The sequence below is a fragment of the Paracoccus sp. PAMC 22219 genome (assembly GCF_000787695.1).
Lineage (GTDB): Bacteria > Pseudomonadota > Alphaproteobacteria > Rhodobacterales > Rhodobacteraceae > Paracoccus.
The window spans coordinates 1-13,253 of sequence record NZ_BBPH01000047.1 but is presented as its reverse complement, the minus strand read 5'-3'; the positions used below and the strand labels follow the sequence as shown (position 1 = coordinate 13,253).

The 13,253-nt window shown below is 69.0% G+C and carries 12 protein-coding genes; 5 read left to right on the top strand and 7 right to left on the bottom strand.

Translation table 11 applies throughout. From position 1 onward, the window contains the following. Positions 1 to 37: 37 nt before the first annotated feature. Positions 38 to 1,105, top strand: a complete 1,068-nt coding sequence (locus TY51_RS20165) for a hypothetical protein (RefSeq protein ID WP_052649881.1) — start codon at positions 38 to 40, stop codon at positions 1,103 to 1,105. Positions 1,106 to 1,131: 26 nt separating this feature from the next. Then, positions 1,132 to 3,264 carry a hypothetical protein gene (locus tag TY51_RS20160; protein WP_052649879.1) on the top strand — a complete coding sequence of 711 codons (2,133 nt, stop codon included), beginning with the start codon at positions 1,132 to 1,134 and terminating at the stop codon, positions 3,262 to 3,264. A gap of 277 nt (positions 3,265 to 3,541) precedes the next feature. Here the strand turns inward: TY51_RS20160 and TY51_RS06380 are convergent, their stop codons facing one another. The 5 genes from TY51_RS06380 to TY51_RS06360 form a co-directional block, all read right to left on the bottom strand. After that, positions 3,542 to 4,033: a CYTH domain-containing protein gene (locus TY51_RS06380; RefSeq protein WP_081994739.1), complete on the bottom strand. Its 492-nt coding sequence runs from the start codon at positions 4,031 to 4,033 to the stop codon at positions 3,542 to 3,544. A gap of 5 nt (positions 4,034 to 4,038) precedes the next feature. After that, positions 4,039 to 4,803 carry a ParA family protein gene (locus tag TY51_RS06375; protein ID WP_042247369.1) on the bottom strand — a complete coding sequence of 255 codons (765 nt, stop codon included), beginning with the start codon at positions 4,801 to 4,803 and terminating at the stop codon, positions 4,039 to 4,041. Further along, positions 4,800 to 6,320, bottom strand: coding sequence for a CHAD domain-containing protein (locus TY51_RS06370; protein WP_042247367.1), 1,521 nt, complete (start codon positions 6,318 to 6,320; stop codon positions 4,800 to 4,802). The genes TY51_RS06375 and TY51_RS06370 overlap by 4 nt, the downstream gene beginning before the upstream one ends. 471 nt (positions 6,321 to 6,791) lie before the next feature. Then, complete coding sequence (locus TY51_RS06365; RefSeq protein ID WP_042247365.1) at positions 6,792 to 7,418, bottom strand: TVP38/TMEM64 family protein; 627 nt, start codon at positions 7,416 to 7,418, stop codon at positions 6,792 to 6,794. 316 nt (positions 7,419 to 7,734) lie between these two features. Next, positions 7,735 to 8,655, bottom strand: a complete 921-nt coding sequence (locus tag TY51_RS06360) for a LysR family transcriptional regulator (protein ID WP_042247362.1) — start codon at positions 8,653 to 8,655, stop codon at positions 7,735 to 7,737. A gap of 91 nt (positions 8,656 to 8,746) precedes the next feature. On the opposite strand from TY51_RS06360, the gene TY51_RS06355 reads away from it, so the two are divergent. The 3 genes from TY51_RS06355 (at position 8,747) to TY51_RS06345 (ending at position 11,910) form a co-directional block, all read left to right on the top strand. Next, on the top strand, positions 8,747 to 9,925 hold the full coding sequence (locus TY51_RS06355; RefSeq protein ID WP_042247359.1) for an MFS transporter: 1,179 nt from the start codon (positions 8,747 to 8,749) through the stop codon (positions 9,923 to 9,925). 82 nt (positions 9,926 to 10,007) lie between these two features. Next, the gene (locus TY51_RS06350) at positions 10,008 to 10,559 is read left to right on the top strand and encodes a DNA-3-methyladenine glycosylase (RefSeq protein WP_042247355.1); all 552 of its coding nucleotides are present in this window, start codon (positions 10,008 to 10,010) and stop codon (positions 10,557 to 10,559) included. Positions 10,560 to 10,647: 88 nt separating this feature from the next. Further along, positions 10,648 to 11,910, top strand: a complete 1,263-nt coding sequence (locus tag TY51_RS06345) for a GAF domain-containing sensor histidine kinase (protein ID WP_042247353.1) — start codon at positions 10,648 to 10,650, stop codon at positions 11,908 to 11,910. Positions 11,911 to 12,098: 188 nt separating this feature from the next. On the opposite strand, the gene TY51_RS06340 is transcribed toward TY51_RS06345, so the two are convergent. Both TY51_RS06340 and TY51_RS20155 read right to left on the bottom strand, forming a co-directional pair. After that, positions 12,099 to 12,692 (bottom strand): SAM-dependent methyltransferase, encoded by a 594-nt coding sequence (locus TY51_RS06340; protein ID WP_052649875.1) that lies wholly within the window; start codon positions 12,690 to 12,692, stop codon positions 12,099 to 12,101. After that, positions 12,682 to 13,253: PIG-L deacetylase family protein (locus tag TY51_RS20155; protein WP_197054669.1), on the bottom strand; the 572-nt coding region annotated here is incomplete at its 5' end. The genes TY51_RS20155 and TY51_RS06340, both read right to left, overlap by 11 nt.

Genomic DNA, 13,253 nt, shown 5'->3' with positions numbered 1-13,253 from the left:
GGCAGGCGGTGAAGGGACGGGGATCATGAAACGCTGAATGCCTGCGCCGCGGCCGGCCACGCTGCCGGCGGGCAAGGTCATCGCCTCGGCCATCCTGCTGGCGCCGCTGCCGGACGGGCCGCCGGTGCCCACCATGCCACTGCTGTCGATGACGCCCTGGGCCACCATTCCCGACACGCCCGCGGACGCCCCGGCCGACACCCCCGTGCCCGAGGTGCCGCCGCAATGGCTTGTCGATCTGCGCCGCTCGCCCTATCGCCGCGGCTTCTACCACTCCGAGGAGGAGTTCGCCGCCCTGCATGTCGAACGCGAACGGGCGCATCTGTTCGTCAGCTTCGACAACCTGTCGCAGGTGGGCCACGACCAGATCGACCGCGAGGCCTGGGGATACGAATTCGCGCGCAAGTCCGGCTGGTCGCAGCTGGGCATCTTCGCGTTCCGCGCCAACTGGTTCCGCAACCGGACGCTGTTCGCCTATCTGCGCCAGCTGCGCGACAACGGGCTGTTCGCGCGGTACCAGACGGTGACCTTTGCGGGGACGTCGATGGGGGCCTATGCGGCCTGCGCCTTCTCCTCGGTCGCGCCGGGGGCGCAGGTCATCGCGTTCTCTCCGCAATCGACGCTGTCCCCCGCCCTGGTCCCGTGGGAGGCCCGCTTTCCCGGCGGCCGCGCCGCGGACTGGAGCGGCGATTTCGCCGATGCCGCCGACCAGACCGCCACCGCCCAAACGGTCTATCTGGTCTATGACCCGACAGAGCCTGCCGACGCCGCCCATGCCGACCGCTTCACCGGGCCGAACATCGTGCGGTTGCGAACCCCGCGGGCGGGTCACAAGACCGCGCTGCGGCTGCGCCAGACCGACATGCTGTCCCAGGTGGTGCGCGGCCTTGCGACGCGCACCATGGATGCGCCGGCGTTCCACGCCCTCTACCGCCAGTCGCGCCTGCAGCCGTGGTACCTGGACGCGCTTGGCCAGCGCCTGCACGCGCGCGGCCGGACCGACTGGCTGCGGCGGCTGTCCGACATCGCCGGCCGCAACGGCCGCCCCGGCATGGCCAAGGCGCTGGAGGCACGCGCCGCCGGCCCCGTGCCGCACCCGTCCTGACCCACGCCGCAACCGAAAGCGTCCGCATGCCCCCCAAGACCGCCCCGCAGCCCAAACCCGCCCCGGCCGGTCCGGACATCGCGCTGCACATGCTGATGAACGACAGCGCGCCGGTCCTGCTGGACTGGGTGCTGCACCACCATCACGTGGGCTTTCGCAGCATCACCGTGCATGGCGACGGCGCGAACCTGCAGGCCACGGCGCTGGCCCAAGCCTTGGCCGCGGCGGGTCTGATCGATTTCGTGCCCACGCCCCGTCCCGGCATCGCCCATGACAAGGCCCGCCAGATCCGCGCGCTGGAACTGGCGCTGGAAACGGCCATACAGGACCGCCACGACCACCTGCTGTGGCTGGAGCCGGACGACTTTCTGATCATCGACACCGGGGCAGGCACGCTTGCGGACCTGGCGCAGGGGCTGGGACAGGTCCCCGACCTTCTGTCGCTGACCATGCAGGTGGCGGGCGGGTCCGGCCAGAACCGCTATGCCGACCTGCCACTGACCGAACGCTTTCGCCGGGGCACCGGCGGCGCGGCGGGGCGGATGACGGTCGCCACGCCCCTGCGCACGATCTTTCGCCCGCATCTGGCGCGCACCATGAAACCCGCACGCCCGACGCTGAAACCCAAATTCGCCCGCGGCAAGGAACCCGTGACCTGGCTGAACGGTGCCGCAGAGGACGTGGCCGAACGCTATCTGCAAAAGGGCTGGATGACGACGCCGGATCAGCCCGGCTTGGGGCTGGCCCATGTCATCGCCTTCATGGCCCAGGACCGCGAGACCTTTCTGCTGCGCCGCACCGGCGCGGAAACGACGCTGCCCTTTGTCACGCCCGACCATCTGCGCACGACCATCCAGCAGTACCAGCGGCTGAACTTTGCCATGGCCGATACCGGCCCGGACCAGGCCTTCCTGCAGGCCCACCGCACAAGGCGCGCCGATTTCCTGGGCCGCCACCCCAAGGTCGCGGCGCGCCATGCCGACGTGGTGGCCGAATTCTCGGGGCGGCTGGACCGGCTGCTGGCGGGCCAGGACCCGCGCGCGGTCAAGATCATCACCGCCTTTGTCGAGGGGCGCCCGACCAATACCTTGGATTTCGACTGGCCGGTGCCCTTCGGCGTCGCCGCGACCCCTCCCGCCCTGTCCGAGATGGACTCGGCCTGGGCCGAGCGCCTGTCCCGCCCCGAGGAGGAGGCCCCCCCCCAGGAGGAGGACTGGGACGACACCAACGACGATGCGCAAAGCCCCGACACCGCGCCCGAACAGCCCGCCCCCGGCACCCCCGCGCCCGATGGCGCGCCCCAGATCGCCGCGCCCTCATGGCTCAGTGACCTGCGGCTGTCGGGGCAGGCGCACGGGTTCTATCATTCGATGCCCAACTATGCCTGCACCTATGTGGCGCGGTCGCGCGAACATCTGCTGGTGTCCTTCGACAACCTGGCATCGGTGCGCGAACATCCGGTGACCCGCGAACCTTGGGGCTACAAGTTCATTCGCAAGGAAGGATGGTCGCATATGGGCATCCTGTCCTATGTGCCCGGCTGGTTCCGCGACGCGGCGCTGCACCGTTACCTGATGTCGCTGCGCGACAGCGGCTTTTTTGAACAGTTCGACCAGGTGACGCTGTTCGGCACGTCGATGGGGGGATACGGGGCGGCGGCATTCGCGTCGCTTGCGCCGGGGTGCCGGGTGGCCGCGTTTTCGCCGCAATCGACGCTGTCGCCGCGGCTGGCGGGCTGGGATCAGCGCTATCCGACCGGCAAGCGGTCGGACTGGACCGGGCCGTTCGCCGATGCCGCCGTCGAATCGCGCCACGCATCGCAGGTCTGGCTGTTCTACGATCCGGCCGTGGATCACGACCGCCGCCACGTGCAGCGGTTCGACGGGCCGAACGTCAGGCGCGTGCCGCTGCGCCATGCGGATCACAAGACCGCGCTGATGCTGCGCAACGGCCGCGTCCTCAGCGACGTGATGCGCGACATCGCGACCGGTACGGCGACGCTGCCGCGGATGATGCAGCACTATCGGTCGTGCCGCCACCTGCCCGACTATCTGGCGGGCGTCCGGGCCCGCGTCGACCGCAGCAACGACCCCGCCCGTGCCGCGCGCCTGGACCGCGCGATCGCGCAGCTGTCGGCGGGCAGGGGCGCGGGCCGATAGGCCGCCGGACGCGGTGAGGGTCGGCGCACCCGCCGACCCATGTGCCCGGATGCCGGACTGCGGGTGACAGCCTCTCGGCCGCTGCATCAGGCCCGCATCCGCCCAGGTGGCGGGTGCATTTCCCGGCTGCAGGGTCATGTCGTTGCGGGCACGGCCCCTCGCTTGGTTCGCCGTCCGGGTGGCGGTGCAAAAGGGCGTCGGGCGTTGGCCGTGCCTTTCCGCACGGGACATCCGGACCGCGTCGATCCGGGGGCCGGACCTGCCGATCAGTCCGCAATCACCCGAAGAGGGTGCGGACCAGGGACGGGCCGGACAGGGCCAGCGACTTGTTGCGGAACTGTTTGTCCGTGCTGACCTCGCGGCCGAACCACGGGGGCGGGGCAAAGGCGGCGGCCTGTGCCTGGGACCCGAACTCGACCTCCACCATGACCAGCGGCGCCAGGTCCCCCTCGAAGACGTCCAGCTCGAACATCAGGCCGCCGTCCAGGCTGCCGGTCCAGCGGGTCTTGCGGACGCGGCGGCCTTCCGTCTGCGGCCACAGCGCCTCGAACTGGGCCGCGTCGATCGCGATCTCGCGTTCGGTGCGGACGATGCCCTCGCCGGTTTTCAGGCACAGAACAAAGCTGTCATCGGTCTGGCGCAGCCGCACCTCGACCGAATCCGCAGGCAGCGTGACATAGCCCTGGCGCAGGACCGATCGTCTGGCCCCGGACAGGTCGGGCAGCGTGGCGACCAGAAACTTGCGCTCTATCTCCAAGGGGGCGTCCATCGGGGTCATCCTGTCCGCAACCGGTCAGTAAGCTCTGCATGGATCTGCCGATAGGCCTGGGACGAGGGGCGGTCGGGCGCGAAATCCAGAACCGGCGCGCGGTTCACGCCCATCCGCTCGACATCAGTCGAAAACGGCAGAACGGCCTGCAGCATCCGGTCGGGATGGGCCTCGCGCATGCGGGCCATCGTGTCCGCATGCAGCAGCTTGCTGCGCTGAACCATGGAAAAGAACCCGACGATCCGGTCGCGGGCGGTCGTATCCTTGGCATCCGGTCCGCCGACGAAATCCAGCAGCTGTTCGAACGTACGCTCGGACAGGGTCGTGGGGATGACCGGCACCACGATCAGGTCCGCAGCCTTCAGCACGTTTTCCGACAGTGTCGACAGGTTGGGCGGACAGTCCAGCACGACGACATCGTAGTCGTCGCCCACCGCCTTCAGCGCCTTCTTCAGCCGCGACCGGCTGTTCTTCATGCGCGACAGGAACACGTCGAAATCGCGAAAGCTGAGATTGGCGGGCAGGATGTCCAGGTTCTCGAAATCGCTGCCCCGGATGGCCTTGGCCACCTGGCGATCATCCTCGAAGAAGGCCTCGTTCTCCAGCTTCTGGGACGGCTTGACGCGGAAATAGAACCCCGCCGCCCCCTGCGGGTCCAGATCGCACAACAGAACCCGCGCCCCGCCGCCGGCAAACGCATAGGCCAGGTTGACCGAGGCCGCGGTCTTTCCCACGCCTCCCTTGTTGCTGTAGCAGGCGACGATCTTCATCCTGACGCTCCCTTGGGAAAAACCGTGCGGAACCTGGCCCGGACATCCGGGCTGTCGAACCGGGCGAAACTGGCGGTGATGCGCGCGCGCTGTTCGGCCTGGCGGTCGTGCAGCACCGCGATCAGCGCCCCGATGCTTTGCGCCAGGACAAGATCCTGCCTGTGGCCGATGGGTTCATGGGCCTGCATGAAATCGCGCAGCGCGCCCTGTTGCACCGAATAGTCGTTGAACAGGCCCAGATTGTCCTGCAGCCGCTTCAGCGGTTTCAGGACGGGCTTGATCTCACCGGGCGGCAGCAGGGGCGCCACGAATTCGATCAGATACCGCAGCTTCTTGCAGGCGATGCGCAGGGCGTGCACCTGGTCGTCGGCGGTGTCGTCCCTGATCGCGCGGGCGATGCGACAGACCTTGCGATACCGCTTGCGGATCAGCCGCCGCGCATAGGGCCCAAAGGGCCGATCGGCCAAGGGCCCCTTGCGCGGGCCGTCCGGACCGTCGACCAGCGCCTGCAGGTCGGACATGGCGTTGTCGTATCGCGCGCCCGTCAGGCGGGTCGCCATGCTGCGCTGCGCCCGGCGGCGTTCTGTCCCAAACATCGCGAACATCAGGTCCAGCCCCGGATGCAGCGACGGCGGCAGCATCGCGAAATAGTCGTCGCGCGCCAGCAGAGAGACGTCCAGGTCCCGCAACCGTCCGGTCGGCGCCATCAGATCCGCCGTCGCCTGTTTCAGCGCCTGCGTCTGGTCGTCGGAATAGACGCCCTTGAACAGGCTGACGACCGACCGGACCTTGCGCAGCGCGACCCGGTGGTGATGCAGGAATTCGGTGTCATGGTCGGCGATGATCCCGGCCTCGTTCCGGCGGGCAACGTCCAGATGCGCGGCGATGATGTCGGTCGCCGTGGCCCAGGCCGACCTGTCCTCGGCCAGGGGGATCGCGGGTTTGGAGACATGGGGCGGCTTGTCGGGAAACAGCACCTGCGCCGGTGCCGCAACAGGCGCGGCGCCGGCCGTCAGGTGATCGCGCAGGCGGACCAGCGCGTCGTCATAGCCCCGCAACCCCTGCAGCGTCGCGACGGTCAGCGCCGCACCCGGCCCCGCCGGAACCAGCGACATCAGCCGCGCCCGCGCCCGCGTCTTGCCCTCGTCATCGGTCAGGGACAGGTCGCGGCCGCTGATCGTGCCCGTCCCGATCCGCAGCAGGCTGCGCAGCGGCGACACGCGGTGCAGGGCGTCCCTGACCGGCCCCGCCTGCAGGTCGGCGATGAAATTGCCGGACCGTGCTGCGGGCTGCGTGATCACGCCCTGGTCCGGATCGATCAGGATGAGGGCATCCCCCGTCTCGATCAGCAGCTGTCCGGCGCTGCGGACGGTCCCGCCGAAATCGTCCAGCATGACAAAGGAGGCCGCCGCATCGGTGCCGGTCACGACCAGGTCCAGCCCGCCGAGCCGCCCCTGTGACGCCCCATCCACCGGCGGGCCTGCCAGGAACAGGACGGTCTTGTCGCGTCGCGTCATGATTCCCCCGCACCAGCGTCCTGGGCGACAGCCTGCCTGCGAAACGCCACACCCTCAAGGTCCGGGCGACAACGGCCGCACTTCGCGCCGCCGGACACCAGCTGTGCCAGCGCATGGTACTGATCCGACGACCGCTGCCGTACCGCGACGGGCCGTCAGCCGCGTGATGCGATCGTGCAAGACGTGATGGCCCGATCCGGGCATGTCGAAGAGGAAAGCCAACTCTGCTCCATCATTTGCTGCGATGCAGTCTCGGCTCTGTCGATGGAATGCGCCGTCAGTCGCCGCCGGCGGCCAGCCCGAGGCCGAGCGGCGATCAGGTCGTTGCGCGCCCGGTTGGCCCAAATCGTTATAGCCGCACGAAAGGATTTCAAGCTGCCGGAGCGCGATCGTGTCGGCCTCCAGCCACCCAGCACTTTCGCCATCGCTTTGCGACGCCGCGGCCACCACGCGACAGACCAGCGGTCGTCGTTATCGGCATCCGGCGCGATGCGACGGGCGTTCAGCATGACCATCCGCAAGGCCCGACAGGCTGTCCAGCCCGGTCGGCTGCGTGCCCGCGTCAACATAGACCGCGGTGCCCGCCAGCATGCCCGGCTGACTGACCCGGTAGAACCTCCAGGCCCGGATCGGCGTCAGCCCCATCAGCAGGTTCGTGGCAAAGAACGGCATCACCGGGATCAGCCGCAGCGACAATAGATAGAAGGCCCCGTCCCGCGCCAGCCCGGCCTCGATCCTCTTGGCGCGTGCGCCCAAACGCGCCCGCACCCAGTCCCGCAGCAGATAGCGCGCTGCCAGGAACGCCAGCGTCGCCCCGATGGCCGAGGCGAACGAAACGATCGCCAGCCCTGTCCAGAACCCGAACAGCGCCCCCCCGGCCAGCGTCAGCCAGACCGCGACGGGCAGCGACAGCGCGGTGACCGCAACATGGGCGGCGGTAAACAGCGCTGCCACCAGCACCGGCCGCTGCCGCTGGTAATCGCCCAAGGTGGCCAGATGCCCGCGCAGCGATTGCAGCGTCAGGTCCTGACTGCCCAAGGCCCATAGCCCGGCCAACACCAGCGCCGCGAACACAATCAGCAGGGCGGGTCTGGTCACGGCATGTCCTTCATCATCGTCCGCGCCGGGGCGGACATCATCCGACAGGTCGGCAGAATGCCCGATCCGTTACCGATCATCGCCACCCGCTCGGTCACGTTTGCGTTCGGGCCCGCGCAGCGTGAGCAGGGACCGGCGGTTCCTTTGCGAAACATTCCCTCTGCATAACCGAAACCCGGTGCGGAACAAGGCGGGGGCAGATCGCTTGGCGATTCTTGACGGGGGCGTCAGTTTGAAGCCGACTGTCCGGCACAAAACGCCCGTTGCGCGGCTGCGGCTAAACGATCGGGTTGGGCAGCGTGATCGCGCATCCTTGTCAAGCGCGCGGCATCGCATCGGCTGCGGTCCTGTCCCGCATCAGCGTTTCCAGCCAGTCCAGGAACACCGCCAGCCGCCGCAGCCCCGATGCGCGGACCAGATACAGCGCGGTGACGGATAGAGGCGCGGCGTCGATGCGGCCGGGGAACAGTTCGACCAGACGGCCCTCGGCGATGTCCTGGTCGATCATGAAATCGGAAAACCGCGCGATGCCAAGGCCGCCCAGCACCAGCCGGCGCACCGCCTCTCCGTTCGAGGCGGTGATCGAGGCCGGGACCGCGACCGGGTCGGCCAGCCCGTGAAACCGCAGTGTGTTGATATGGGCGGGCGCGACAAAGCGGACCTGCCGCAGCCGCGCCAGATCCTGCGGGCTGTCGGGATGGCCATGGCGGGCCAGATAGTCGGGCGCGGCCACCAGCCGCCAGGACGCCGTGCCAAGCCCGCGGGCCAGCATGTCGCTGTCCCGCAGGGGTCCCACGCGGATGGCGATGTCGGCATGGGCGTCGATCAGGTCGACGATCCGGTCGGTCATGTCCAGCGTCACGTCGATCTGCGGAAATCGGGCGTGGAATTCGGCCAGGCGCGGGGCGATCACATGCAGCACGAAGGGCACCGGCGCATTCACCCGCAGCGGCCCCCGCGGAGCGCGGCTGCCGGCGGCCAGATCGGCCAGCGCCTCGGTCCGGACCAGGATCTCGCGCGCGGCGGCCAGCAGGTCGCGGCCCTCGGGGGTCATCTCGATCCCGCGGGTGGACCGGCGCAGCAGCGTGACGGCCAGCTGCGCCTCCAGCCGCGTCACGGTCCGGCTGAGGGTCGAGGGCGCAACCCCCAGCCGCCGCCCCGCCTCGGCAAAGCCGCCGTCCTCGATCACCGCGACAAAGGCCGCCAGATCGGCGGTCTGCGCCAGCTGTTGCGTCATGCGCAAAGGCCCTTTCCCGACACGGCTGTTCCCGCAAAAGCTAGGCCCTGCCATCTGTGACGTCGAGAACAATCGACAAGCGGAGTTTCCCATGCCCCTCGCCCTGTGGGCGCTGATGATCAGCGCCTTTGCCGTCGGCACGACAGAGTTCGTGATCGTCGGCCTGTTGCCCACCATCGCCGCCGACCTTGGCGTGTCCCTGCCCTCGGCCGGGCTGCTGGTCAGCCTCTACGCCCTGGGGGTCACCATCGGCGCGCCGGTCCTGACCGCGCTGACCGGGCGCCTGCCCCGCAAGACGCTGCTGCTGGCGCTGCTGGTGCTGTTCATCGCGGGCAACGCCTTCGCGGCTTTTGCGCCCGGCTATGACAGCCTGCTGGCGGCGCGGTTCATCACCGGGCTGGCGCATGGCGTGTTCTTTGCCATCGCCTCGACCATCGCGACCAACTTGGTGTCGCGGGACAAGGAAAGCTCGGCCATCGCGATGGTGTTCATGGGGCTGACCGTCGCGCTGGTGACCGGTGTGCCGTTGGGCACCTGGATCGGGCAGGTCTTCGGCTGGCAGTCCACCTTTCTGGGCGTCGTGGCCCTGGGCGCGGTCGGCCTGATCGCCAGTGCCGTGCTGGTGCCCGCGCGCCTGCCGCAATCGGCACCGCCCAGCCTGCGGGCGCAGGCGCAGGTGCTGACATCGCCGCGGCTGCTGCTGGTCTATCTGATCACGGCGGTGGGCTATGGCGGCAATTTCGTGGCCTTCACCTATCTGGCGCCGATGCTGACGCAGGTGACGGGCCTGACTGCCGGTGCGGTCAGCCTGGTGATCCTGCTGTATGGTGCGTCGGTCGCGGTGGGCAACATCCTGGGCGGCAGGCTGGCCGACCGAATGGGTCCGGTGCCCGCGCTGACGCTGATCTTTTCAGGGCTGGCGCTGCTGCTGGCGGCCCTGGGGGCGGTGCTGACGCAGCCGGTCGCGGCGGTCACTGTCGTGGGCCTGTGGGGCGGGTTCGCCTTTGCCAACGTGCCGCCGCTGCAATCCTATGTCGTGCAGATCGCGCGCGAGGTCAGCCCGGACGCGGTCGATGTCGCCTCGGGCCTGAACATCGGGGCGTTCAACCTGGGCATCGCCCTGGGTGCCTGGATCGGCGGGATGGTGGTGCAGGGCGCGGGTCTGGCCGCCGCCCCCTGGGTCGGGGCCGCCATCGTGACCGCCGGCATCGTGCTGACCCGCCTGTCGGGGCTGCTGGATCGCCGGGTGACGGCCGTTCCCGCGGCCTGATCCACCGTTCGCCCCGGGGTTTGGCAATTCCGGGGCATTCATGCCACAAGGCCCGTGCCGCAACGTGATCGGAGGGTCCGCCATGACGTTCATGCAGCAGATCGCGGGTCTGGATGCCGTTGCCTTGGCCCGACGCCTGATCGGCGCGCGGCTGACTGTCCGCGGCACCGGCGGGATCATCATCGAGACCGAGGCCTATGCCCCCGACGATCCCGCCTCGCACAGCCATCGGGGGCCAACGCCGCGCAACGCCTCGATGTTCGGCCCGGCGGGCCACGCCTATGTCTATCGGTCCTATGGCATCCACCTGTGCCTGAACGTCGTGGCAACCCCGGGGGCGGCCGTGCTGATCCGCGCGCTGGACCCTGACACCGGGCTGGACCTGATGCGCGCGCGCCGCAACAGCCCCCTGCTGTGCAGCGGGCCGGGGCGGTTGACGCAGGCGCTGGCCATCCGGCCCGACGATGACGGTGCCGCCTTCAACAGCCCCGATTTCGGGATCGCCCTGGCCGCGGGGGTGCCGGACCTGCTGATCGGTCCGCGGATCGGGATCAGCCGGGCACAGGACCTGCCGTGGCGGTTCGGCCTTGCGGGGGCGGGCGGGCTCAGCCGGCCGTTCCGCACGGACCGCTGAGGCCCCCCTGCGGAAAAGACACTGTGCATTCCGGCCGCGCTGCAATACACATGCGGGCCGACAAACCGTCCAACGCCGGGGAAAATCGATGGACTTGCACAGCAGCGACCACCCCAGGCAGGATCATGCCGCCTATCGGGCCGGGACGCATGATTTCCAGTCCGACATCCAGCGGCTGGCCGCCAACGAGCTGGTCGGGACGATCCTGGAAACGGTGATGCTGGCCACGCGGATGCGCTTTGCGGGGGTCGCGCGCGTCACCGCGGACCGGTGGGTCGCCTGCCGCACCGTCGACGAGCTGAAATTCGGGATCGCCGCGGGCGACGAGATCGAGATCGGCTCGACCTTCTGCCACACGGTCCGCAAGACCTCCGAACTGATCATCTTCAACGAGGCGTCGTCCGATCCGGTCTATCGCGACCATCCCATCGCCGCGGCCTTCGGCATCGTCAGCTATGCCTCCGTGCCGATCTTTCGCGGCGACGGCAGCTTTTTCGGCACGCTGTGCGCCATCGACACCGAAACCAAGGACGTGAACAACACCCGCACCGTGGCGATGCTGAAGATGTTCGCGACCATCATCGGCGGCACCCTGGACACCGCCGAGCGGCTGGACGCCCAGGAACGCGTGATCGAACAGGAACGCAAGCTGGTCCGCATCCAGGAGGAGTTCACCGCGATCCTGGGCCACGACCTGCGCAATCCCGTCACCGCCCTGCGGTCGGGCATCCGCATGCTGGGCAAGGAGCCGCTGACCGAACGCGGTCGCGGGTTGATCGGGCTGATGCAATCCTCGCTGCACCGGATGGGTGAGCTGGTCGAGAACATGATGCTGCACGCCAAGGCGCGGCTTGGCGACGGGATCACCGTCGCAGCCACGCCCGACGCGCCCCTTGGCGACGCCATCGCCCAGGTCGTGGCCGAGATCCGCCTGGCCGCGCCCCAGCACCCGATCACGACCGAACTGGATTTCGGCGGGCCGGTCTGCTGCGATCCGTCGCGCATCGCGCAGGCGGTGTCGAACCTGGTCTCGAACGCCATCAACCACGGCGCCGCCGACACCCCGGTGACCGTCCGCGGCCACCGCACCGAAAGCGCCATCGTGATTGAGGTCGAGAACCAGGGCGACCCGATCCCCGAGGCCGCACAGCGCGCCATCTTCCAGCCGTTCCAACGGGGCCGGACCGCCGAAAGTTCGGGCCTGGGCCTGGGCCTGCACATCGCGTCGTCGATCGCGCAGGCGCATGGCGGCACCATCGACGTCGTCTGCGCGGATGGCACGACGACCTTCAGCCTGACCTTGCCTGTGCTGCCCGCACAATCGCGCGACCTGGGGCCTGACGCAGGCTGATTTCAATTCCGTTGGGATGGAGAAGACCGCTGGCCGGCGACTTGGCACCATGCACCTTTTCAACTCCCACGCCGGCCTTGGCTCTTTCGGCACATGACCCTTATGGGCGATGCCATCGTTGCCCATCGCCGCGGCAGCGCTAGCCGCTGATTATTCGGTGCATGGCCTGTCGGATCAGTTGTTTTGGGTCATATCAGCTGAGGGCCGCTGCCTGACGGGCGGCCGCCTGGCGGCGTGAACCGGTCGATGCGATAGCCGTCATGCAAGGTGGTATCAGATGCTCCCAGAACGGTCTGAAGGATTCCCACGGCCTGCGGTCCGTCCAGCGCTTCGTCGGTCGGCCCGGCCCAGTTCACGGCGATCACCGGGCCCATAGCTTTGGCCAGCAGCCAGCGGCCCAGCCCCGCGATCTCCTCCGGGGTCAGGAAATACAGCACCTCGGACAACAGGACCAGATCGGGGCGCAGATCCGGCAGGTCATGTGGCGCACAGCCCTGCAGGACGGTGACATGTGGCACCGGGCCAAGCACCTTCCGGGCCGACAGGATCGCGGCGGGGATGCAGTCCATGACCGTCAGGCGGTCGCACCGATCGGCCAGCCGCCGCGCCAGCGTGCGGTTGCCGCAGCCGATTTCCAGCGCGTTCCCGATCGGGCCGGGACCGATCGCGGCCAAGGTGGCGGCGTATTTGCCGGCCTCGTACGGGCTGGTGCGGTGATCCCAGGGATCGTCGCTGGCGGCATACAGGCGGGCAAGATGGTCCAGCGTTTCCCTACGGGGCAAGGATGATCTCCGGATGGGTCAGGAAATGGGCCTGGTGGGCGCGGGTCATGACAAATCCCGTCGGATCGTCGTCGATCAGCCCGGTCATCTGCGACTGGTGGCAGGCCAGCGCACGACGCTTGGCCGCCACCGCCGCGTTCGACGCATCGATCAACCGCACATCCGCGACCCGGTCGATGAACCGCCCCCAGACCGGATAGAAGGCCAGCGCAATATCCCCCCGACCGGCGGCGATGCGCATGGCCAAACCCGCGACCTGCTGGTGGTCGACATGCGGGTCGTGCGCCCAGGTGGCAAGCACCAGCGCATCGGGTTCGATCAGTGCCGACACCCGGTCGGCCGCCTGCCGGTCCTCCGGCGCGGTGCAGTCGGGATAGCCAAGGCAGGTCACCTTGGCCGCGGGCGCCAGGATCGCGCAAGCCGCGCGCAGCTCGGCCTCGCGGGTCGCGGCCAGGACCGGGGCGGGCCAGCGGCGGGAGCGGGATGGGACCGGGTGCCGTCGGTGACGCAGATGACGTGACAGGCCGTTCCCTGCGCGGCCGCATCGAACAGCAGCGCACC

What these genes read in the sequence shown, in the direction of transcription:
- TY51_RS06375 (WP_042247369.1), bottom strand. Translation starts at nt 4,803, where the DNA reads ATGAAGATCGTCGCCTGCTACAGCAACAAGGGAGGCGTGGGAAAGACC.
- TY51_RS20160 (WP_052649879.1), top strand. Translation starts at nt 1,132, where the DNA reads ATGCCCCCCAAGACCGCCCCGCAGCCCAAACCCGCCCCGGCCGGTCCG.
- TY51_RS06345 (WP_042247353.1), top strand. Translation starts at nt 10,648, where the DNA reads ATGGACTTGCACAGCAGCGACCACCCCAGGCAGGATCATGCCGCCTAT.
- TY51_RS06350 (WP_042247355.1), top strand. Translation starts at nt 10,008, where the DNA reads ATGACGTTCATGCAGCAGATCGCGGGTCTGGATGCCGTTGCCTTGGCC.
- TY51_RS06370 (WP_042247367.1), bottom strand. Translation starts at nt 6,320, where the DNA reads ATGACGCGACGCGACAAGACCGTCCTGTTCCTGGCAGGCCCGCCGGTG.
- TY51_RS20165 (WP_052649881.1), top strand. Translation starts at nt 38, where the DNA reads ATGCCTGCGCCGCGGCCGGCCACGCTGCCGGCGGGCAAGGTCATCGCC.
- TY51_RS06380 (WP_081994739.1), bottom strand. Translation starts at nt 4,033, where the DNA reads ATGGACGCCCCCTTGGAGATAGAGCGCAAGTTTCTGGTCGCCACGCTG.
- TY51_RS06360 (WP_042247362.1), bottom strand. Translation starts at nt 8,655, where the DNA reads ATGACGCAACAGCTGGCGCAGACCGCCGATCTGGCGGCCTTTGTCGCG.
- TY51_RS06355 (WP_042247359.1), top strand. Translation starts at nt 8,747, where the DNA reads ATGCCCCTCGCCCTGTGGGCGCTGATGATCAGCGCCTTTGCCGTCGGC.